22 protein-coding genes and 1 other RNA gene are annotated in these 20,104 nt (G+C 40.8%); 14 read left to right on the top strand and 9 right to left on the bottom strand.

Annotation, left to right across the window (positions count from 1 at the left end):
- The first annotated feature begins 46 nt into the window (after positions 1-46).
- From HMPREF9331_RS03085 to HMPREF9331_RS03065, 5 genes are all read left to right on the top strand, one after another.
- Positions 47-1,642, top strand: coding sequence for a sensor histidine kinase (locus tag HMPREF9331_RS03085; RefSeq protein WP_016419696.1), 1,596 nt, complete (start codon positions 47-49; stop codon positions 1,640-1,642).
- Between the two features lie 90 nt (positions 1,643-1,732).
- On the top strand, positions 1,733-2,461 hold the full coding sequence (locus tag HMPREF9331_RS03080; protein ID WP_009642111.1) for a response regulator transcription factor: 729 nt from the start codon (positions 1,733-1,735) through the stop codon (positions 2,459-2,461).
- 134 nt (positions 2,462-2,595) lie between these two features.
- Positions 2,596-2,955 carry a ribonuclease P protein component gene (gene rnpA / locus HMPREF9331_RS03075; RefSeq protein ID WP_016419695.1) on the top strand — a complete coding sequence of 120 codons (360 nt, stop codon included), beginning with the start codon at positions 2,596-2,598 and terminating at the stop codon, positions 2,953-2,955.
- A gap of 103 nt (positions 2,956-3,058) precedes the next feature.
- Complete coding sequence (sucC, locus tag HMPREF9331_RS03070; RefSeq protein ID WP_009642110.1) at positions 3,059-4,252, top strand: ADP-forming succinate--CoA ligase subunit beta; 1,194 nt, start codon at positions 3,059-3,061, stop codon at positions 4,250-4,252.
- 61 nt (positions 4,253-4,313) lie between these two features.
- Entirely contained in the window at positions 4,314-5,321 is a 1,008-nt protein-coding gene (locus HMPREF9331_RS03065) for a 3-oxoacyl-ACP synthase III family protein (protein ID WP_016419694.1), read from the top strand.
- Here HMPREF9331_RS03065 and HMPREF9331_RS03060 read toward each other — a convergent pair.
- The 6 genes from HMPREF9331_RS03060 to HMPREF9331_RS03035 are packed head-to-tail and all read right to left on the bottom strand — an operon-like array spanning position 5,268 to position 10,955.
- Complete coding sequence (locus tag HMPREF9331_RS03060; protein ID WP_016419693.1) at positions 5,268-5,894, bottom strand: aminotransferase class IV; 627 nt, start codon at positions 5,892-5,894, stop codon at positions 5,268-5,270. The genes HMPREF9331_RS03065 and HMPREF9331_RS03060 overlap by 54 nt on opposite strands.
- Before the next feature lie 4 nt (positions 5,895-5,898).
- Positions 5,899-6,849, bottom strand: a complete 951-nt coding sequence (locus HMPREF9331_RS03055; RefSeq protein ID WP_016419692.1) for an aminodeoxychorismate synthase component I — start codon at positions 6,847-6,849, stop codon at positions 5,899-5,901.
- Positions 6,849-7,973, bottom strand: coding sequence for a nucleoid-associated protein (locus HMPREF9331_RS03050; protein ID WP_016419691.1), 1,125 nt, complete (start codon positions 7,971-7,973; stop codon positions 6,849-6,851). The genes HMPREF9331_RS03055 and HMPREF9331_RS03050 overlap by 1 nt, the downstream gene beginning before the upstream one ends.
- Positions 7,974-8,012: 39 nt before the next feature.
- Positions 8,013-8,642: a rhomboid family intramembrane serine protease gene (locus HMPREF9331_RS03045; RefSeq protein ID WP_016419690.1), complete on the bottom strand. Its 630-nt coding sequence runs from the start codon at positions 8,640-8,642 to the stop codon at positions 8,013-8,015.
- 6 nt (positions 8,643-8,648) lie between these two features.
- Positions 8,649-9,164 carry an IS1096 element passenger TnpR family protein gene (locus HMPREF9331_RS03040; RefSeq protein WP_016419689.1) on the bottom strand — a complete coding sequence of 172 codons (516 nt, stop codon included), beginning with the start codon at positions 9,162-9,164 and terminating at the stop codon, positions 8,649-8,651.
- A 12-nt stretch (positions 9,165-9,176) separates the two neighbouring features.
- The gene (locus tag HMPREF9331_RS03035; RefSeq protein WP_016419688.1) at positions 9,177-10,955 is read right to left on the bottom strand and encodes an AMP-dependent synthetase/ligase; all 1,779 of its coding nucleotides are present in this window, start codon (positions 10,953-10,955) and stop codon (positions 9,177-9,179) included.
- Positions 10,956-11,308: 353 nt separating this feature from the next.
- On the opposite strand from HMPREF9331_RS03035, the gene dnaB reads away from it, so the two are divergent.
- Positions 11,309-12,877, top strand: a complete 1,569-nt coding sequence (dnaB, locus tag HMPREF9331_RS03030) for a replicative DNA helicase (protein ID WP_016419686.1) — start codon at positions 11,309-11,311, stop codon at positions 12,875-12,877.
- A gap of 1 nt (position 12,878) precedes the next feature.
- Here dnaB and HMPREF9331_RS03025 read toward each other — a convergent pair whose 3' ends face one another.
- The gene (locus HMPREF9331_RS03025; RefSeq protein ID WP_016419685.1) at positions 12,879-13,418 is read right to left on the bottom strand and encodes an isochorismatase family protein; all 540 of its coding nucleotides are present in this window, start codon (positions 13,416-13,418) and stop codon (positions 12,879-12,881) included.
- 159 nt (positions 13,419-13,577) lie between these two features.
- On the opposite strand from HMPREF9331_RS03025, the gene HMPREF9331_RS03020 reads away from it, so the two are divergent.
- From HMPREF9331_RS03020 to HMPREF9331_RS02995, 7 genes are all read left to right on the top strand, one after another.
- Positions 13,578-13,865 carry a hypothetical protein gene (locus HMPREF9331_RS03020; RefSeq protein WP_016419684.1) on the top strand — a complete coding sequence of 96 codons (288 nt, stop codon included), beginning with the start codon at positions 13,578-13,580 and terminating at the stop codon, positions 13,863-13,865.
- 14 nt (positions 13,866-13,879) lie between these two features.
- Positions 13,880-14,173: a cell division protein ZapA gene (locus HMPREF9331_RS03015; RefSeq protein WP_016419683.1), complete on the top strand. Its 294-nt coding sequence runs from the start codon at positions 13,880-13,882 to the stop codon at positions 14,171-14,173.
- A gap of 38 nt (positions 14,174-14,211) precedes the next feature.
- Positions 14,212-14,321, top strand: a non-coding RNA gene (gene ssrS, locus HMPREF9331_RS13525) — 6S RNA.
- A gap of 49 nt (positions 14,322-14,370) precedes the next feature.
- On the top strand, positions 14,371-15,948 hold the full coding sequence (rny, locus tag HMPREF9331_RS03010; RefSeq protein WP_016419682.1) for a ribonuclease Y: 1,578 nt from the start codon (positions 14,371-14,373) through the stop codon (positions 15,946-15,948).
- A gap of 112 nt (positions 15,949-16,060) precedes the next feature.
- Positions 16,061-16,435 (top strand): DUF4296 domain-containing protein, encoded by a 375-nt coding sequence (locus HMPREF9331_RS03005; RefSeq protein WP_016419681.1) that lies wholly within the window; start codon positions 16,061-16,063, stop codon positions 16,433-16,435.
- A 9-nt stretch (positions 16,436-16,444) separates the two neighbouring features.
- Positions 16,445-17,110 (top strand): DUF4271 domain-containing protein, encoded by a 666-nt coding sequence (locus tag HMPREF9331_RS03000; RefSeq protein ID WP_040356902.1) that lies wholly within the window; start codon positions 16,445-16,447, stop codon positions 17,108-17,110.
- A gap of 11 nt (positions 17,111-17,121) precedes the next feature.
- A complete protein-coding gene (locus HMPREF9331_RS02995) occupies positions 17,122-17,865 on the top strand; it encodes a uroporphyrinogen-III synthase (RefSeq protein ID WP_009642120.1) in 744 nt (247 codons plus the stop codon).
- 34 nt (positions 17,866-17,899) lie between these two features.
- On the opposite strand, the gene HMPREF9331_RS02990 is transcribed toward HMPREF9331_RS02995, so the two are convergent.
- Complete coding sequence (locus tag HMPREF9331_RS02990) at positions 17,900-18,262, bottom strand: YraN family protein (RefSeq protein WP_016419679.1); 363 nt, start codon at positions 18,260-18,262, stop codon at positions 17,900-17,902.
- 442 nt (positions 18,263-18,704) lie between these two features.
- On the opposite strand from HMPREF9331_RS02990, the gene HMPREF9331_RS02985 reads away from it, so the two are divergent.
- The gene (locus tag HMPREF9331_RS02985) at positions 18,705-19,145 is read left to right on the top strand and encodes a nucleoside deaminase (RefSeq protein WP_016419678.1); all 441 of its coding nucleotides are present in this window, start codon (positions 18,705-18,707) and stop codon (positions 19,143-19,145) included.
- On the opposite strand, the gene HMPREF9331_RS02980 is transcribed toward HMPREF9331_RS02985, so the two are convergent.
- Positions 19,142-20,101, bottom strand: coding sequence for a PhoH family protein (locus tag HMPREF9331_RS02980; protein ID WP_016419677.1), 960 nt, complete (start codon positions 20,099-20,101; stop codon positions 19,142-19,144). The genes HMPREF9331_RS02985 and HMPREF9331_RS02980 overlap by 4 nt on opposite strands.
- Positions 20,102-20,104: the final 3 nt, after the last annotated feature.

The following is a 20,104-nucleotide window of genomic DNA, read 5'->3' as shown; positions in this document are numbered from 1 at the left end:
TTGTTAAAAACTAAATATATCAAAAAAATAATTATAATTTTGCCTGATGAATAAGAGAAGTTATATTATTGCTCTAATATTGATGCCTATAGCGCTTATAGGTCTTATATCTATTCAGTTTTATTGGGTAAAGAGTTCTATTGATAATAAAGAAGAAGCCTTTACACATTCGGTACAACAGGCGCTGAACTCGGTGGCAGAATCGGTAGAACTGAAAGAAATTAACAAGTATATTACCCGATTTATAGAGTTAAAAGGAAAAGATAGTTTAGGTTCTTTGAAATCTTCACAGATTCGTGATTTGGTTTTTGTACAAGAGAATAAGAATACCAAGGAGACATTCACTTACAAACATCAAGTATTGGAGGAGGGGTATACAGTGCCCTCGGAACTGTTCAACCTACCCAAAGGAGATACTACCCAGATACGTAATTATGTAAGCAAACAGACTTCACGAACCTTTGGCCCCAGTCAGGGATTCGACGGACAGCGCTTTAATAGTACTACCATTAAAGAAAAAACAGGCCGTATAACCTCCTTTGACAAGGCTATGTTCGAGGAGCTGTTCCGTGAGGTATCGGCCAAGCTCTCTATAGAGAATAGGATTACGGCACCTCAGTTGGACGTTCTTTTGGAAAGAGAACTCAGAAACAGAGGCTTGAACTTGGATTTTGAGTTTGCTATCTATGATAGGTCGCTCCCCAAGGACAAACAAATGACCAGTGTTGTCTCTGCGCGGTTCGACCCCAATGCAAAGAATATATACACCATTGCTTTACTGAGAAATCAGGCGGGGGATTCACATTATGAGTTACAGGTACATTTCCCTGATAGGCAGCGCTACTTGCTCTCTTCGGTGATTATGTTGGCTGTATGGGTGTTCATATTTACAGCGATAATTATTTGGGCTTTTGCTAAGACCTTTATCCAGATGCGTACTCAAAAGCAAATCAATGAAATCAAGACCGATTTCATTAACAACATGACCCATGAGTTCAAAACACCTATTGCTACCATCAACTTAGCTCTCGATGCAATGAAGAACCCACAGGTGATGAGCGATCCAGAGAAGATGTCTTTCTACCTGAAGATGCTGCGCGATGAAAACAAACGTATGCATGCCCATGTAGAGAATGTGTTGCAGATTTCAAAATTGGACAAAAACCAAGTGGAGATAGAAAAAGAACCACTTGATGCACATGAACTGATAGAGAATGCCATAGCTCATGTACAACTTTTGATAGACGATCGTAAGGGTAAGATAAAGAAGCATTTGCAAGCGGAAAACTCTGATATACTGGCTAACGAAATGCACTTTACCAATGTGATTGTCAATATATTGGAGAATGCTATTAAGTACTCACCCGAAGCCCCTGATATAGATATATATACTGAAGTGGCTCATAACAAATTGGTTATCCGTATTCAAGATAAGGGACAAGGGATGAGTAAGGCGGTACTGAAAAAGATTTTTGAAAAATTCTATCGCGAACATACAGGCGACTTGCATAATGTGAAGGGACATGGATTAGGGTTGGCTTATGTAAAGCGCATCGTAAAATACCACGATGGAGAGGTATATGCTGAGAGTGAAAAAGGAAAGGGAAGTACATTTGTGATAAAGGTGCCCCTAATTATTTGATAGACCTTTGTTGCGCTTGGTTTTTAATTAAGTAAGTTAGAAAAAATATATAAACGTAAAAAAATAGTATTAATTTAAATGTTGAAAATAATGGAAGCAGTTAATAAAAAAATTCTTCTTGTAGAAGATGATCCAAATTTTGGAACTGTACTAAAAGACTATTTGTCCATGAGTGGCTTTGATGTTACCTTGGCTAAGAATGGAATGGAAGGCTTTGACAAGTTTCGTAAAGACCCATACGATATGTGTATTTTGGACGTAATGATGCCATATAAGGATGGTTTTACTCTTGCTAAAGAAATCCGTGAAAAGAACGAAAAAGTGCCTATCATCTTCCTTACGGCAAGAACCATGCGTGAGGACGTGATTAAGGGGTATAAATCAGGAGCTGATGACTACCTCAATAAGCCTTTTGACTCAGAGGTGCTACTGATGAAAATCCGTGCAATGCTCCAAAGAAAATCTATCGATACAGTGATAGATAGCAAGAAGTTTGAGTTCCAAATAGGAGATTTCTTCCTTAACTCTAAGCTTCGTTTCCTTCGTTACAAGGACGAAGAGCCGCTAAAACTTTCCCCAAAAGAAAATGAACTTTTGCGCTTGTTGGCCTTGCATGAGAATGACCTAATGCCTCGAGAACTTGCCCTTAACAAAATCTGGAAAGACGACAACTACTTCACCTCTCGTAGTATGGACGTGTATATTGCTAAACTTCGCAAATACCTCAAGAAAGACGAAAATGTAGAGATTGTTAATATACATGGTGAAGGTTTCCGTCTGCTTACTGGTAAGGAAGAGGAAGAAGAGGAAAACGCTTAATAGATGTAAAAAATAAGTAAGGTAATAGGTAAAAGGTATTTGCTACTTTTTACCTTTTACTTTATACTCACATATCTAAGATTTAGGCATTCACTTAGCTTTACTTTTCATTATTCATTTTTTACTTTTATGATATGAATGATTTTCCAAAGACTGAAAGATTATGTAATTATCATAGCATACAAGCGCTTTTCAAAGAAGGCAAAAGCATCAAGAAATACCCCTTGAAGCTCATTTATCTTCCCTTAGATAAGGCGCTTACTCCCTCGCAAGTGCTTATAAGTGTCCCTAAGAAGAAGCTTAAAAGGGCTGTAGATAGGAACCGTATCAAGCGCTTGATAAGGGAGAGTTATCGCAAGCAAAAGCATCAGCTATCTTCCCAGGATAAGTCTTATTCCTTAGCACTCATTTACATGAGTGATGAGTTGGCTTCCTATGAACAAATATACGCTCTTGTAGGTACCTTGTTAAAACAACTCTCTTTGTCAGCATAAGAGCTGTTTTTCAAGGGGATTTTCCGTGTAAAAAAAATAAGAGAAAAACATAGGTTATGTCATTATTTTTTTGTAAATTTGCAACTACAAATAAAGTTATATTATGAATTTACACGAATATCAAGCGAAGGAAATCCTCTCAGGGTTCGGAGTGCGCATACAGCGTGGTGTAGTAGCTACCACAGCTGATGAGGCTGTGAAAGCTGCTGAAAAACTAACTCAAGATACAGGTACCCAATGGTATGTAGTGAAAGCACAAATTCATGCTGGGGGACGTGGTAAAGGCGGTGGCGTAAAGCTAGCTAAGAACTTAGATCAGGTCAAAGAAATCTCTTCTCAGATCATAGGCATGAACCTTGTAACTCCTCAGACTCCTAAGGAAGGTAAAAAGGTACATCAGGTGCTAATTGCTGAGGACGTTTTCTATCCAGGTGAGAGCGAACCTAAGGAATATTATATGTCTGTACTGCTCAATCGTGCCAAAGGAAAGAATATGATTATGTATTCTACCGAAGGAGGTATGGATATAGAGGCTGTAGCTGAGAAGACTCCCCATCTTATCTTCACTGAAGAAATAGATCCAGAATTGGGATTGTTGCCTTTCCAAGCGAGAAATGTAGCTTTTAACTTGGGATTAGAGGGTGAAGCCTTTAAGGAAATGGTGAAGTTTGTAACAGCTTTGTACAAGGCCTATATCGCTTCCGATGCGAATCTTTTTGAAATAAACCCTGTGCTAAAGACTTCCGACAACAAAATACTTGCAGTAGATGCCAAAGTAACTATTGATGACAATGCGCTCTATCGTCATAAGGATTATGCCGAATTGCGTGATACTCGTGAAGAACGTCCTATAGAAGTAGAAGCCAAGGCTGCTGGTCTTAACTATGTAGATTTGGACGGAAACGTAGGTTGTATGGTCAATGGTGCAGGACTTGCTATGGCTACCATGGATCTTATCAAGCAAGCGGGTGGAGAGCCTGCCAACTTCTTGGATGTAGGAGGTACTGCCGATGCAGCACGTGTGGAAACTGCTTTCCGTATTATTCTAAAAGACCCTAATGTAAAGGCTATTTTGGTAAATATCTTCGGAGGTATCGTACGTTGTGACCGTGTAGCTCAGGGTATTGTAGATGCTTATAAGAATATGGGAGCTGATATTAAAGTGCCTATTATTGTACGCCTACAAGGAACCAATGCAGAGATTGCCAAAGAAATCATTGACAAATCTGGTCTTGCAGTACATTCTGCTATTCAGTTCCAAGAAGCAGCGGACAAAGTGAAAGAAGTATTGAAATAAAATTACAATTTATAGTTGGAAAGCCTTGCATGTCAAGGCTTTCTTTTTAATATAATAGCTTATGTATAATTCTATTATCACAGGTACAGGATATTATGTGCCGGAGAATATAGTAACCAATGATGACCTTTCTAAGCTCATGGATACTTCTGATGCTTGGATACAAGAGCGAACAGGGATTCAGCAGCGTTGTTTTGCTACTCGTGGAAAGGATACCACAACCTCTATGGGAGTACGCGCCGCTCAGATGGCTATGGAGAAAGCTAAAATAAATAAAGAGGATATTGATTTTCTTATTTTTGCAACTCTTAGTCCTGATTATTATTTCCCAGGCTGTGGTGTATTAGCTCAAAAGGAATTGGGACTTAATACCGTGGGCGCTTTGGATATTCGCAACCAGTGTTCAGGCTTTATCTATGCTCTATCGGTGGCCGACCAATTTATTAAGACGGGAATGTATAAAAATATCTTGGTAATAGCCTCCGAGATGCAGTCACCTGCATTGGATCTTACCACTCGAGGACGTAATATGGCAGTACTTTTCGGAGATGGAGCAGGGGCAGCAGTGCTTTCTCGCTCTCAGGAGAGCGGAAAGGGTATACTCTCTTCTCACCTACATAGCGAAGGAGCACATGCCGAGGAATTAGCTATTCTTACTCCAGGGGTAGGGAAGAAGTGGGTTACTGATCTTTTAAAAGAAAATGACCCAGAGGACACCTCTTATTTCCCTTATATGAATGGGCAGTTTGTTTTTAAAAATGCGGTGGTACGTTTCTCTGAAGTGATTATAGAGGGACTCAAGGCTAATAAGCTCACCGAAAGTGATATAGACCTATTCATACCTCACCAAGCCAACTTGCGTATCTCCCAGTTTATCCAACAGAAATTTAAACTCTCTGACGCCCAGGTGTTTAACAATATCCAGAAATATGGAAATACCACTGCGGCCTCTATTGCTATAGCCTTGGCTGAAGCTGTGGAACAAGGCCGTGTCAAAGAGAATGATATTCTTCTGTTAGCTGCTTTTGGTAGTGGCTTCACTTGGGGAAGTGTAGTGATTAAGTGGTAAGGTTAATTCTCCTAAATCTAACATAGCATTGATAAGCCCTATATATCCAAAGGACGGTATGTCTTTTTCGAATATGGGGCGTTCTTCTATTTTTCCCTCTTTCAATAGCCGTTGCCTACAAGTGCCATTGAGCAGAAAGGAAGTAGGGGTATACCACTTAACCCCGTCAGAGAATACGAGATTAGCATAACTACTATCGGTAACCATTCCTTTTTTGATAAAGATCACCTCATCGGTAAGCGCTTCTTTCTTGAGACGGTTAAGTTGTTCTCTATCAGAGAATTTATAGGAATATTCCAAATCTCCTACATCTATACAACTTATTGACTTAATAGGAGTTATTTGATAAGGGATAACTTCTAATGTATAATCATAGGCACTATATACAAAACGGATTTTGTATTTTCCTTTTTCGGGAAAGCCTTGTTTGCTTAGAATATTTTCTAAAGAAAAAACTTTTTCACTAGGAAAAAAGTGTGAAAAAGTTTTTTTTATACGCTCTTGGTGATATTCTATATGGAAGATACGACTATCCAATAGCTTTATAGTCTCAATAAACTTATTTCTTTGCATATTCTTAGTTAGGAATATATATTTTTTCTAATATTTCCTTGTATTCGCTCTCAGGATTGCTGTGAGCAGTAATTCCTGCCCCACTTTTATAATAGAATTTTTCTCCTATACGTTCGATAAATCGGATAAGCACACATGTATTGAGAGAATACCCATCAAATATACCTGCAATTCCCGTATAGTAACCTCTATCATAGGTTTCTGCCTCTTGAATGATTTCCATAGTTTTCTCTCTTGGTGCCCCACAGATAGAGCCAGCAGGAAGGAGCTTAACCAAAATATCACCTAAGTGGTCATACCAGTTAGCAGAGAGCGTTCCCACAATTTCGGAGCTAGTTTGTAGTAGGTTTCCTGTAGATTTTTCTATCACATCCACATAGCGAAATTTACTTACTTGTACCTCGGAGGCAACTTGTTCTAAATCTTTTGATAGTAGAGCAACAACCTTATGATGTTCGTCTATTTCCTTCTGATTATTTAGTAGCAGCTCTTCAGCATTGGGAATAGTAGCACTGATAGTTCCCTTCATGGGATAGGTTTTTATCTTATTAGCTTCTATTTTTATGAAAATTTCAGGAGAAAAACATACCCATTCGTCTTTGTAAAGGATTTTGTATTTGGCTTTGGCATTGTGGTATACTTTTTCTAAAGAAATAGGTGCTATTTCGGTAGCAAAAGTAAGATTGATAAGCTCTGTATCCCCTTTTTTTAAGTGAGAAAATACTTTTTTAAAGGATTCCTCAAAAGTTTTGTAAGGAATGGGGTGTTTTTCTATTGTAATAGGATCGGAAATAGGTGTTTTTTCTTCAGAAAAGGAAAAATGAATGTCCTGTGGTAATTCTGAGAGGGGAAATACCTGTCCTTGGGTTCCTTCATAATTGACAACAAAGAAGCAAGGAGTCTGTTTTTCTCCTAGTTGATTGAGCATTTCTGCCCATTTGGGAAGTATTTTCATTAGCTTTTTTTCTCTTCGTTAAAGTAAATAAGGTAGTAGAACATACCGCGTTCTTCGTCCCAACCTTTTTCTACAAATTTTTCAGCAGATTCAGGGTTGATGAAGTCCATACGGATTTGTACATTGGTATCAAGGTCTATGATATTTTTGATTTTTTTACGCATATCCGATACCGCTTTATTGACAATGGGGAAAGAAGAAACGTCTTCTATATAGTATTTCTTCCCCTTGGTCTCTTTGAAGTTGTGAAATTCGGGAATCAGATCCATATATCCCTCCTTAGGGCTTTGGTCTTCATCGTCCTGATGGGCATCAAATTCCTTCTTGAACACCTTATCGCCCAAGACCTCATTGAGGAAGTGGGTTTCTTCAAACTCATCGTTTTTGGCAAAGTGATTCACTGCACGATTCATAAATAGGATTTCTTCCTGCTTTCCCTCAGTAGGGAGAACTACTTCTTTGGCAAAATCCTGACACATCTTGAGGTACTTTTTGGTGAAAAAAGCATCATCGGCAAGTACATCAATCCCTAAGAACTGTTCTGTCCAGTACTTGGTATCATAGCGATTGCTATCCACAGAAAGTATTTTGTATCCACCTTCTTCATTGACATTGAAGATAAGGCAACCCTTGTCCAAGCGGTTGACATTCACCCCTTCTTCCAAGAGGATCTCTAATTGGCTTTGCCCTTGCTCGAATTGGAGAAAATTCTGTTTCATCTCGGATTTAAAAATCCCTATAGCTTCCACCTTGGTATTGTCTAGAGTAATATGAGTGAGATAGGCTACATAGAGTTCGCCAGACTTTATGTGTGGATGGTTGGACTGCTCATATAAGAGCTGAGCGATTCGTAGCGAATGGGTATGTATGGTAGAGGGATTGGTGAAAACCTCATAGGCGATGCCAAACATCTCGTTGAATTCCAAGGAAGTTTCATTGACAAAACGCATATAGTTTTCTTCCTTTTCCCTAAAGGGTTTTAGGAAATATTCCTTGAGCACGCTGGTGATTTGGTCATTTAGGGCATAGGGCTGCTGAGAGAGAAAGAGGTTTTCTCCCTTCTGCATATTCCCTACCTGATGTATAGAAAGGGACTCAATCTGGGTATTGAAGAGGTCTAACATTTTTTTTAAGGATTAAAGTGGGCGCAAAGATAGGAAAAATTATTTTTGTAGCAATCGGTACCCCATATACCCTAGCGGTAGCGCCATGATGCCTAAGTAAAGCGCATTCTCTGCTACAAGTAGGGGCTGCAAAAGGGCAATAACAACGATCCCAAAGATAGCCCCTCCTAAGTGAGCCGCATGCCCTACATTGTCCCCCTCACGAGGGTTGAGCATTTGGTATACCGAATAACCAAAATAAATGGTACCAAAGAGCCAACCAGGGATGAAATTCACCCTTAGCTGTGGCACGAGAGCTATGGCCGCAAAGATAATACCAGAGACGCCTCCTGAGGCACCAATGGCAGAGTAATAGGGCTGATGCCTATAGATGTATAGGCAGGAAAGATTACCCAAGACGATGGCTCCCAAATAGATGAGCATAAAGACCCCTGCTCCCATTTCTTCGATGATAATCTTGTGGAAGAAGAACAGAGAGATCATGTTGAATATCAGGTGTTCCCACCCAGCATGCAAAAAGCCTGAGGAGATCAGTCGCAAGTAGTCTCCCCCTTGTACAGCCTTGACATTGAACATATAGCGACGAAAGAAAGCCTCGTGGGTGAAGCCATAGTAGCTCATACCTATAGTAACTATAAGAATACTATAGAAGAGAATATCGGTAATCATGCTTTTTTAAGAATAATATTCGTCCTCACTATAGCCGTGATATTCGTCAAATTCATCTTGGTCAAACTCAAAATCGTTGAACTCTGAGTCAAACTCATCAAAATCTTCTGCCACAAAGTTCTTCTCTGGGGCATCTTCGGGGACAAACCCATGAGTGGTTAGGATATGGGGATAGCTAACTCCTTCTACCTCATGACCTATTTCCTTCAGATCCACGAAGAATGTCCACATATTGTAGAAGTCGTATACATAGAGGAAGTGCCGGTTGTCCTCATCCATGACCGATTCCAAGATGGTGTCGGCCATCACTGGGGTATCTCCCTCTGTGTCAAAGAGGCTGAACTCTTCTCCTTGGTTCCAATCCTCATCACTCTTATAGAAAGAGGCCATTTCTTCCCCATTGAAGCCAAAGGAAGTGGAGATACATTTGTGGAAATCCTCCAAGCTAATGTGACTTTCCACTTCTATATCGCGGAATACATCGGTATCCACGTCTAAAATTACTCTAAAACGATATATCATAATGAATGTTTTCTAAGATTCTTTGTTGTAAAAAGTATTGTACATATCCTTGTATTTTTCAAGAATGATGCGGCGCTTGAGCTTTAAGGTAGGGGTGAGGTGTCCTGCATCTATACTCCACTCATCGGGGGTAAGGTCAAAGACTTTCACCTGTTCCCACTTACCTAATCGCTTATTGATGCGTTCTATTTCTTGACCTATACGCTCACGCACGCGTGTATCCTTGACAAGGGCCTCATTGCTTAGGGTGTCTGCTTCTCCATGTCGCTTGAGCCACTCACGCACGAAAACAAAATTGGGTTGTACCAAGGCAGCAGGCATCTTTTCTCCTTCGCCTACGACCATGGCTTGTTCTATAAAGCGGGATTGCTTGAGCTTGTTTTCTATATATTGGGGGGCTATATACTTCCCGCCAGAGGTCTTGAACATCTCTTTTTTACGATCAGTGATAGTCAGAAAGCCCTCTTCGTCCAAGATGCCTATATCCCCTGTATGGAAAAAACCATCTTTGTCAATGGCTTCATGGGTTTGCTCTTCATTCTTGTAGTAACCTAGCATGACATTAGCCCCCTTGCAGAGGATTTCTCCATCTTCGGCTATCTTTACCTCAATATTATCAATAGGCTTGCCTATAGTGCCCACTTTCCAAAGATGTCCCTTCTTACAATTAACGGAGATCACAGGTGAAGTTTCTGTAAGGCCATACCCTTCCCAAATAGGGATTCCTGCGGCAGAGAAGACTCTCACTAGCCGTGGTTGTAGTGCTGCACTTCCACAAATCATCTGTAAGTGTCCTCCTAATGCCTTTTTCCATTTGGAGAAGATAAGTTTGCGGGCTATCTTGAGTTTCATATCGTACCACCATCCGTTTTTGCCGTAAGGCTCATATCGGTATCCTAATCGCAATGCCCAAAAGAATAGGCTCTTAGCAATGCCAGAGAGCGCGATGCCCTTGCTGTAGATGCTATCAAATACCTTCTCAACCACACGGGGTACTACCGTAATCAGTCGTGGCTTTACCTCGGCTATATTTGTGGCTACCTTTTCAAAAGATTCGGCAAAGTATAGGCGGATACCATTATATTGGTATAAGTAGGTGAGCATGCGCTCAAAGATGTGGCAAACAGGCAAGAAGCTCAGGCAAGTATCACCCGCTTTTATAGGTACGCGAGAATGGCAGTTCTTGATATTGCTCAGGATATTATCATGGGAGAGCATCACCCCTTTGGGTTTTCCTGTGGTGCCCGATGTATAGATAATAGTGGCCATATCGGTAGGCTGTATCTGTGCCTTGAGGGCTTCCACTTGGGCTTGGTTCTCTGGATCTTCTCCCAAGGAAAGTATCTGTTGCCAGCCGCGTATATTTTCTATAGGGTCAAAAGAGAGGATTTCCTCCATAGTGGGTATTTCTGAGGCTATGCTTGAGACCTTCTCCCATAAGTCTTTGTCCGAAACAAAGCAATATTTTATCTCGGCATGGTTGAAGATATATATATAATCTTCCTTAGGAATAGTGGGGTAGATAGGTACATTGTGGGCGCCAATCTGCATGATGGCCATATCTAAGATATGCCATTCGGTACGATTGTTCGAGGAAACCATCGCAATCTTATCCTTAGGTTTTACCCCTAAGCGTAGCAGAGCGCGGCTTACTTGGTTGATTTTCTCTACATATTCCTTGGAAGAGAGGGGTATCCATTTTTGATTATATTTTGTAACTAACGCATTTTCAATAGGATATTGTTCTAGCTGATAAGCAGGAATATCAAACAAACGAGTTACATCTTTCATTGAACTGTATTTTTTAGTGTATTTATTCTTTGTGCAAAGATACAAAAAATATTTATTAAATGAAGAATGAAGAAAGAAAAGTGAAACTCGAATCATTGACCATTAACCATATAACTATTGTCTTTGTTTTGTTGAAAAATAAAAATTTTATCCTCTAGAGTAGCACAAAGTGTTACCAAAGTGCGAGAAATCAGTCTGTTACTGATGTGTATTTATACATTATTATATAGGAAGAGGTAGAAGAAAACGTACAAAGGGAAGGGGGGGGCTTTCTTGAATCAAAAAAAGCGTGTATTTTTGCCGAGGATTTAAGGTAGGTATTACAAAAATCTAAGTACTTAAAAATTAAAGATATGGAAAATATTTCTCCACAAACTATGGAAACAATATCGGCATCACGAGCTATTCCTTCTCTTGAGAAGGGCAAGATTCCTCCCCAAAATTTGGAGCTGGAGGAGGCTGTACTCGGGGGTATGCTTATAGATAAGCGTGGGGTAGATGAGGTCATTGATATTCTTTCCGATGAGGCTTTCTATGTGCCTGCACACCAGAAGATCTATACGGCTATAGATAGGCTCTTCAAGGACTCAAAACCTATAGATATGCTCACGGTACGTGAGCAATTACTCAAGGACGGTACTCTAAAAGAGATAGGAGGGGCTGCTTATTTGGTCTATCTGACAGAAAAGGTATCTTCTTCGGCCAATATAGAGTATCATGCGCGTATTCTTATGCAGAAGTATATCCAGCGTAGGCTCATCAAGATGTCCAATGAGGTTATAGAAGAGGCTTATAACGATGAGACAGATGTCTTTCATCTGTTAGACAGCGCCGAAGAAAAGCTCTTTTCTATCACTCAAGGGAATATTACCCGTACTTCGGAGTCGGCACATAACTTGGTTTTGCAGGCAATTAGGAAGATAGAAGAGCTACACAATAGGAAGGAGGAGTTCAGTGGGGTACCATCGGGCTTTACCAAGGTAGATGAACTTACCGCTGGTTGGCAACCTACCGACCTTATCATTGTGGCAGCACGTCCGGCGATGGGGAAAACAGCCTTTACCCTGAGTATGGCGCGCAATATTGCGGTTGATAGCAAGATTCCAGTGGCTTTCTTCTCCTTGGAGATGTCCTCCATTCAGCTCATCACAAGGCTTATTTCATCTGAGACAGGAATTAGCTCCGATAAGCTGCGTACAGGAAAGCTCACCGAAGAGGATTTCGAGCGCCTTACCCACAAGACCCAGAGCCTCTTGGAAGCTCCCTTGTATATAGATGATACCCCTTCGCTTTCTATCTTTGACCTCAGGGCTAAGGCGCGTAAGATGGTCTCTCAGCACGATGTCAAAATCATCTTTATAGATTACCTCCAGCTGATGACTGCCAACGCATCGGGTAAGGGAGTTGGGAACCGCGAACAGGAAATCTCCACGATCTCTCGTAACCTCAAGGCCTTGGCCAAGGAATTAGACCTGCCTATTATCGCCCTTTCTCAGCTTTCGCGTAATGTGGAAAGCCGCTTAGGACACAAGCGTCCTCAACTCTCCGATTTACGTGAATCGGGAGCCATAGAGCAGGATGCGGATATTGTTACCTTCCTCTATCGTCCTGAGTATTACAAACTCGATACATGGGACGATCCCGATGCTTCTTCCACGGCCAATCAGGCAGAGTTTATCGTAGCCAAGCACCGTAATGGGGGATTGGACAATATTCGTTTGCAGTTTATTAATGGGGTTTTCAGCAATCTCAACACGCTCTTCTCTGGTACAGCCATAGGACAAGGCGTGCAATCCTTCTCGTCCAAATTTAACAACCAAGAGGAGGATACTAACTCAGGAGCTCCCGTCCCCAAAGGAGATGTCAATAGTGCTTTCAGTGGGCGGAATGATGACCCCTCTGAGGGTGTGGTACAATTCTAATTTACTTGATAAGCCTTGCGATTTCTCGGAATTTCTCATGGGTAGAGCGCTTCAGTAAGGCAAAGAGGGCAGCCTCTACGCTGGTGATTTTTCCTTGTCCTTCTCGGATCATCTCAAGGCCTATTTTTTTGTTTTCTTCTGTGCGAGAGGAGACCGCATCGGCCACGACAAAGACTTCATAGCCTGCCGCTATCAGATCCATTGCAGTTTGGTAGATACAGATGTGGGTCTCTATCCCAATAAGCAACACTTGCTTACGGGCATTGGCCTTGACCGCCTCTACAAAAGCAGAAGTACCATAAGCCGAGAAGGTAGCTTTAGCAATAGGGGATTGGCCTGTGAGGTGCTGGGCAATAAGCGCAGAGGTAGCACCCAATTTTTCAGGGGTTTGTTCCACCCATATTATAGGTATATCCAGTAGCTGGCAGCCCTGCACAAGGCTGCTGCTATGCTTTAGTACCGCTTCGGATTGATAGACGATTTGTGATAATTTTCCTTGGATGTCAAGGATAACTAATTGAGTATCATTGATAGATAACATATATTGGCTTTTTCAAATTCAGCAGAACAAAGATAATAAAAATAACGCAAATAAGCCGCGATTCTTGGGTGAAAAATAAAATTTGCCGAATAGTTGTTTATAACCTCAAAAAGTATTATCTTTGCACACCAAAAGTAAGGGTTATTATCTCTCAAGGAAATGGAAGAATGGATTGAAAAAATAGAGAGGTTACTTCCTCTAGTGCAGCAGTATGTACTTTCATTGGAAGAGAGAAACAGGGAACTGATTCTTCAAGTAGAGATGCTACAAGGCCAGTTGCAGGAGCTTATTAAGCAGAGCCAAGAGCAACAACAGAAGTATCAGGCACTGAAGGTAGCCCAAGCTCTTTTAGGCAGTGATGAAACTAAAACGGAAGCCAAGCTCAAAATAAGTAGGCTCATTCGTGAAATAGAGCAATGTATTGTACAACTTTCACAAGATAAGTAATAATATGCTAAGCAATGAGTGAGAAGCTACGAATTACCTTGAAAATAGCCGATAGGGTATACCCTCTGAAAATATTTCCAGAGCAGGAGCAGGCCTATCGCCAAGCGGCCGAAAGGATTAACAAACAAATTACATATTTTGAGCAGAACTTTCCTGTGAAAGACCGCCAAGATTCCTTGGCTATGTGTGCCATTTCCTTGGCTACACCGCTCTTTCAAGAGAGCCTTGCTGATGAAAATCAAAAGGAAAAAAATATAGAAAGATTAGAAAAAATACATCAGACTTTAGTAGAAATCAGTAATATATAGATAAAGATTACTGCCTGCAAGAATAGTTTTTTTGGTAAACTCAACAGAAAATAATTCAGAAGGGTGAGTCAAACCACCAAAGCGTGCCGCCTTCACTTGGCGGATACTTGAAGGGTTTGGTAGCTCTAAATATGCTTTTTAGGAGTTTATTCATATATCCTTCTTGCAGGCTTTTTTGTATAATTATATTTTATTTTATGGACGTAACAATGTTAGTAGTAGGTAGTGCCATTGTAGGAATATTTGTAGGGGGCATCTTAGTTTGGTATTCTCTGAAAAAAAAGCAAGAGAAATATGCTTTTAAGGTAGTCAAAGATGCTCAAGAGGAATCTCAGAATATTCTAAAACAGGCAAAAGTAGAAGCCGAAAACATTAAGAAAGAAAAAATCTACCAAGCAAAAGAAAAATTCTTAGAACTTAAGGCTGAGCATGAGAAACTCATCTTGGCTAAAGAAAAGAAAATCTCTGAGACAGAAAAACGTATCAAGGACAAGGAATCCCAAGTCTCCAACGAACTGGCTCAGAACAAGAAGCTCAACGATGAGCTGCTGCAGAAGACCGAGGAGTGCAACCACCGCATGTTGCTTGTGGATAAGAAACAGGAGGAAGTGGATAAGCTCCACAAGAGCCAAGTAAAACAATTAGAAGTGATCTCTGGACTGACTGCTGAAGAGGCTAAAACCCAGTTGATTGATTCCCTTAAGAACGAAGCCAAGACCGATGCTATGGCCTATATACAGACCACCATCGAGGAGGCAAAACTCACTGCTCGCCAAGAGGCGCGAAAGATTATCATCAATACCATACAGCGTATAGGAACAGAAGAGGCTATAGATAACTGTGTATCGGTATTTAACCTCGAATCCGATGACGTAAAGGGGCGCATCATAGGCCGCGAAGGGCGTAATATCCGTGCCTTGGAGGCTGCTACAGGAGTGGAGATTATAGTAGATGATACCCCTGAGGCTATTATCCTCTCTTGCTTTGACTCCGTACGTAGGGAGATAGCGCGCCTTTCTCTCCATAAGTTGGTTACCGATGGCCGTATCCACCCTGCCCGTATTGAGGAAGTAGTGGAAAAAACGACCAAACAGGTAGAAGACGAAATAGCCGAGATAGGTAAGCGTACCATCATTGATTTAGGAATCCATGGCCTTCACCCAGAGCTGATCAAGGCAGTGGGTCGTATGAAATACCGCTCTTCCTATGGGCAAAACCTCTTGCAACACTCTCGTGAGGTAGCACGCCTTTGTGGACTGATGGCGGCCGAACTGGGACTGAATGTGAAACTAGCCAAGCGTGCAGGACTTTTGCATGATATAGGTAAAGTGCCTGAGACTGATACCGAGACACCACACGCACTACTGGGTATGGAATGGGCACAAAAGTATGGTGAAAAACCTGAAGTATGCAACGCTATCGGAGCGCACCATGACGAAATAGAAATGACTTCTCTACTCTCTCCTATAGTACAGGTGTGTGATGCCATCTCTGGAGCAAGACCAGGAGCACGCCGTCAGGTATTGGATTCTTATATCCAGCGTCTTAAGGAATTGGAAGATACGGCCTTCTCTTTCCAAGGAGTCAAGAAAGCCTACGCTATACAAGCAGGTCGTGAACTACGTGTGATTGTAGAGAGTGAAAAAGTATCCGACGAAAAAGCAGCAGAACTCTCCTTTAACCTTTCTCAAAAGATACAAACCGATATGACCTACCCAGGACAAGTAAAAGTAACGGTGATCCGTGAAACAAGAGCTGTTAATATAGCTAAATAGTGGTTAGTTATTAGTTCTTAGTCGTTAGTCATTGGTTTTAAAGAAAAATATTTCTAAAAAAATATTTTGCTTAGAAAAAAAGAAGTATCTTTGCACCGCAAATAAATAGAAAGTGAAGTCTGCTTATTATCTCTTATGTTTGTCTTTAGTGGCTTGTTCTCAGATGGTTCCTTCTCCTAAGAAATTATTATCGGAGGGAGAAATGGAACAGCTCTTCTATGACCTAGCAGTACTGAATGCTGCCAAGAGTATAGATGCTTCTTTCTATGAAAAGCAAGGTGCTGATATTTCACTTATTTATAAGAAGTATGGGCTAGATAGCCTGCTGCTGGCACAGAATATATCTTATTATGCTGCTCAACCTGAAAAGTGTAAACAGATACTCTCCCATGTAGAGACACGCCTAAAGCAGGAAGATAGCTTATCCAAAAAGCAACAAACGCCTATATTGCCACCTGAGGGTATGCAGCCTTTGGACTCTTTATAATCGTATTTTATGGAATGGACACGGGTTACAGCTTCTCATAAGGATTGGATTTCCCTAATATTTGTCCTAATATTAGGGATTATGGCTTTCATAAAGGCCTACCATGCCTTCCGCTTTAGGGAGTTTCTTAATTTGCTTACCAATAATAAGTATATCATCATCTTTAATAAGCGGGAGCGTAGTGGTGTATTCTTTACCACTTCTCTGCTGGTAGTACAATGGGCAATTTTGAGTATTGCCATTTGGCGAATCTTGAGTTTTTTTCATATAGAAATCTCTTTTTATGCCATTGCTCAGCAGTATATAGTGATGCTTGGTGTAGCGCTTTTCATCTTGCTCAAAATAGCTTTTCAGCGATTGGTGAGCTATGTGCTGGATATGGATAACTTCTCACGTTCTTATTTGTTTGTACGTCTGAGTTATTCGAACTATGCCGCTTTGATTTTGGTATTGCTGCTCTTTGTCAATAGTTATGCAGCAGCACACAATATATATTTGTTTGCTTTTTCATTAATGGTATTCTTGTATATACAAGTACTTGGACTTATCTCATTTGTGAAATTGTACAAAAGTGAATTAAGAGCTTATTGGTATTATTTTATTTTGTACCTTTGCGCCTTTGAAATAACCCCCTATATTTTTATTAACTCAATAATATCTAATCAATATCGATAAATTAAAAGACTATGAAAGTGAAAACAATCTTGGTTTCCCAACCCGAGCAATCAGAGAATTCACCTTATCACCAGATTATAGAAAAGTATAAGGTAAAAATAGACTTTCGCCCTTTTACAGAAGTACAAGGGGTAACAGGAAAGGATTTGAGAGCTCAAAAGATTGAACTTCAGAATCATACAGCCATTATCCTCACCAGCAGAAATGCCGTGGATCATTTCTTCAGAGTAGCTGAAGAGATGCGCTTTAAAGTGCCTGATACCATGCGTTATTTTTGCCTTTCGGAGGCTGTTGCTTTCTATTTGCAAAAATATATCACTTACAGAAAAAGGAAAATATATGTGGGCAAAAAGGATTTTGCAGACTTACTTCCTTTTCTGAAAAAACACAAGGAAGAGAAATTCTTTTTTCCTACCTCCGAGGTACTCAGCCCTGCTATAGAGAAATCATTAGACGATCTGAAACTCAACTGGAAACGTGGTATTTTGTTCAAGACCGCCCATGCCGACATCTCCGATCTGAAAGATGTCAAGTATGATGTTATTGCTTTCTTTAGCCCTGCAGGAGTAGAATCGCTCTTTAAGAACTTTTCTGACTTCAAGCAAGGAACCACACGTATAGCGGTTTTTGGTGCTTCTACGCTGAAATCGGCGGAGGAAGCGGGACTTAGAATAGATATCCAAGCACCACTGCCAGAGACTCCGTCCATGACAATGGCCTTAGATAAGTACTTGGAAAAGACCAATAAAAGATAATAAGAAAGGGTGCCATGCACCCTTTTTTGCTCACTTATGAAAAAGGAAAGAAGGCATCTTCTATATGTTCCAAGTGGTATTCGGCATCGTTCTTTACAATGGAGATGATGTCAAAACGCACTTCCAAATCTAAATTATGTGTCTTGATATAGTGGTTGGTAGCTTTGGCCAAGAGTTGTATCTTATGTGGACTAACGAAGGAATAAGGCTCCCCATAATAGGCGGATCGTCTGGATTTTACCTCTACGATGACCAGCATATCCTCATATTGTGCAATGATGTCAATCTCAGCACTTTGCCAATAATAATTGCGTTCGAGAATCGTATAACCCAAACCAACTAAGTATTGTACAGCTTCCTCTTCGGATTGCTTCCCAAAATCATTATGTTCAGCCATAAGTATAATTGTTAATTGTCAATTGTCAATTCAAGTATAATAGTATGAGCATAAGTCATTAATTTAAGTTTCGCAAGTCATTTTTAGATTATAATTAGGTTTATAATTGATTAATAATCAATATATTGCAAAAAAACCTCCCCCTTGCCCCCTCCGAGAGGGGGAATAAATTCGTTGAAAAAGATAAAAATTGTCTATCAATCTGGAAAATGTCCTCTCTCTAACTCCTTGAGAATCAAAAACTATCTCATTCCCCCTTTGGAGGGGGTAGGGGGAGGTTTTTGAATATCAATAAGTTACAGAACTTGCGAAATTTAAATCATTAATCATTATTGACATTAATCATTAATCATTATTGACATTAATCATTAATCATTAATCATTATTGGCATTAACCATTAATCATTATTGGCATTAATCATTAATCATTAACCATTAACAAATGACAATTAACAAAGACGAATATTTTATGCAAAAAGCCCTGCAAGAGGCAGAAAAAGCCTTTGAAGCAGGCGAGATACCCGTAGGGGCTATTATCACTGTAAATGAAAAGATTATCGCCAAGGCGCACAACCTCACTGAGCTACTCCACGATGTTACTGCTCATGCCGAAATACAAGCCATCACCTCAGCCAGTGAATACCTTGGGGGGAAGTACCTCAAGGACTGTACGCTCTATGTAACCCTTGAGCCTTGTGTGATGTGTGCAGGGGCACTCTATTGGAGCCAAATAGGCCGTGTGGTCTATGGGGCTTCCGATGCCAAGCGGGGTTATCACCTCCATGGTGAGCTATTGCATCCTCGCACCGAGGTTGTTCAAGGAGTCTTGCAGGACGAATGTAGTCAATTGGTCAAAGCCTTTTTCGACCAAAAACGACTTTAATCTTCTTCCCTCTCCTCTTTCTCGGCGCGGGTATAAGCATTGATAATCTCCTTGACCAAGGGATGGCGTACCACATCCTTGTCATCAAGCCATAACGTACCTATGCCCTTGATTCCTTTGATGATGCGTAGGGCCTCCGAAAGCCCACTGGCGGTTTTTCTCGGTAGGTCTATCTGTCCTGGGTCTCCTGTGATGATGAACTTAGCATTTTTCCCCATACGTGTGAGAAACATCTTCATCTGTACATAAGTGGTGTTCTGTGCCTCGTCCAAGATGACAAAGGCGTTGTCCAAGGTACGCCCTCGCATAAAGGCTAAGGGAGCAATTTGTATGGTACCATTTTCAATAAACGAATTGAGCTTATCAAAGGGGATCATATCCATCAGTGCATCATAGAGGGGCTGCATATAAGGATCCAGCTTGTCCTTGAGATCCCCAGGGAGAAAACCGAGGTTTTCCCCTGCCTCCACTGCAGGACGGGTGAGGATGATACGCTTTACCTGCTTATCTTTCAGGGCTCTGACAGCTAGCGCTACACTCGTATAGGTCTTACCTGTACCCGCTGGGCCTATGGCAAAGACCATATCGTTCTTGCTGATAAGCTCCAATAACTTCTGTTGGTTGGGCGTTTGGGCACGAATGATTTTCCCTTTTACTCCATGTACGATAAAGTCCTTATCCAGTAGGGTAGAGGGGAGCAAACCCGTATCTGAGAAGAGAATACGCTCTATAGTATTTTTGTCTAAGTGATTGTATTTCTCAAAATGCTGGATGAGCTGTCCCAATCGTTTTTCAAACTCGTCAAGCAGCGCCTCTTCTCCAAAAATATGTATCTCATTGCCACGGGCAACAATCTTTATTTTTGGGAAATAGGTCTTTAGCAGTTCAATTGTACTATTTTGCTCTCCGAAGAAAGCCTGCGGATTTACGTCTAAAACAAGGGTTCTTTGGTTCAAAAG

The sequence above is a fragment of the Capnocytophaga granulosa ATCC 51502 genome, from assembly GCF_000411115.1.
GTDB classification, from domain to species: Bacteria; Bacteroidota; Bacteroidia; order Flavobacteriales; family Flavobacteriaceae; genus Capnocytophaga; species Capnocytophaga granulosa.
The sequence above is the reverse complement of the archived record's forward strand: the minus strand, read 5'-3'. Positions and strand labels throughout refer to the sequence as shown.

Coding starts and splice junctions, on each gene's coding strand:
- HMPREF9331_RS03085 (WP_016419696.1), top strand. CDS start 47: ATGAATAAGAGAAGTTATATTATTGCTCTAATATTGATGCCTATAGCG.
- HMPREF9331_RS03080 (WP_009642111.1), top strand. CDS start 1,733: ATGGAAGCAGTTAATAAAAAAATTCTTCTTGTAGAAGATGATCCAAAT.
- rnpA (WP_016419695.1), top strand. CDS start 2,596: ATGAATGATTTTCCAAAGACTGAAAGATTATGTAATTATCATAGCATA.
- sucC (WP_009642110.1), top strand. CDS start 3,059: ATGAATTTACACGAATATCAAGCGAAGGAAATCCTCTCAGGGTTCGGA.
- HMPREF9331_RS03065 (WP_016419694.1), top strand. CDS start 4,314: ATGTATAATTCTATTATCACAGGTACAGGATATTATGTGCCGGAGAAT.
- HMPREF9331_RS03060 (WP_016419693.1), bottom strand. CDS start 5,894: ATGCAAAGAAATAAGTTTATTGAGACTATAAAGCTATTGGATAGTCGT.
- HMPREF9331_RS03055 (WP_016419692.1), bottom strand. CDS start 6,849: ATGAAAATACTTCCCAAATGGGCAGAAATGCTCAATCAACTAGGAGAA.
- HMPREF9331_RS03050 (WP_016419691.1), bottom strand. CDS start 7,973: ATGTTAGACCTCTTCAATACCCAGATTGAGTCCCTTTCTATACATCAG.
- HMPREF9331_RS03045 (WP_016419690.1), bottom strand. CDS start 8,642: ATGATTACCGATATTCTCTTCTATAGTATTCTTATAGTTACTATAGGT.
- HMPREF9331_RS03040 (WP_016419689.1), bottom strand. CDS start 9,164: ATGATATATCGTTTTAGAGTAATTTTAGACGTGGATACCGATGTATTC.
- HMPREF9331_RS03035 (WP_016419688.1), bottom strand. CDS start 10,955: ATGAAAGATGTAACTCGTTTGTTTGATATTCCTGCTTATCAGCTAGAA.
- dnaB (WP_016419686.1), top strand. CDS start 11,309: ATGGAAAATATTTCTCCACAAACTATGGAAACAATATCGGCATCACGA.
- HMPREF9331_RS03025 (WP_016419685.1), bottom strand. CDS start 13,418: ATGTTATCTATCAATGATACTCAATTAGTTATCCTTGACATCCAAGGA.
- HMPREF9331_RS03020 (WP_016419684.1), top strand. CDS start 13,578: ATGGAAGAATGGATTGAAAAAATAGAGAGGTTACTTCCTCTAGTGCAG.
- HMPREF9331_RS03015 (WP_016419683.1), top strand. CDS start 13,880: ATGAGTGAGAAGCTACGAATTACCTTGAAAATAGCCGATAGGGTATAC.
- rny (WP_016419682.1), top strand. CDS start 14,371: ATGGACGTAACAATGTTAGTAGTAGGTAGTGCCATTGTAGGAATATTT.
- HMPREF9331_RS03000 (WP_040356902.1), top strand. CDS start 16,445: ATGGAATGGACACGGGTTACAGCTTCTCATAAGGATTGGATTTCCCTA.
- HMPREF9331_RS02995 (WP_009642120.1), top strand. CDS start 17,122: ATGAAAGTGAAAACAATCTTGGTTTCCCAACCCGAGCAATCAGAGAAT.
- HMPREF9331_RS02990 (WP_016419679.1), bottom strand. CDS start 18,262: ATGGCTGAACATAATGATTTTGGGAAGCAATCCGAAGAGGAAGCTGTA.
- HMPREF9331_RS02985 (WP_016419678.1), top strand. CDS start 18,705: ATGACAATTAACAAAGACGAATATTTTATGCAAAAAGCCCTGCAAGAG.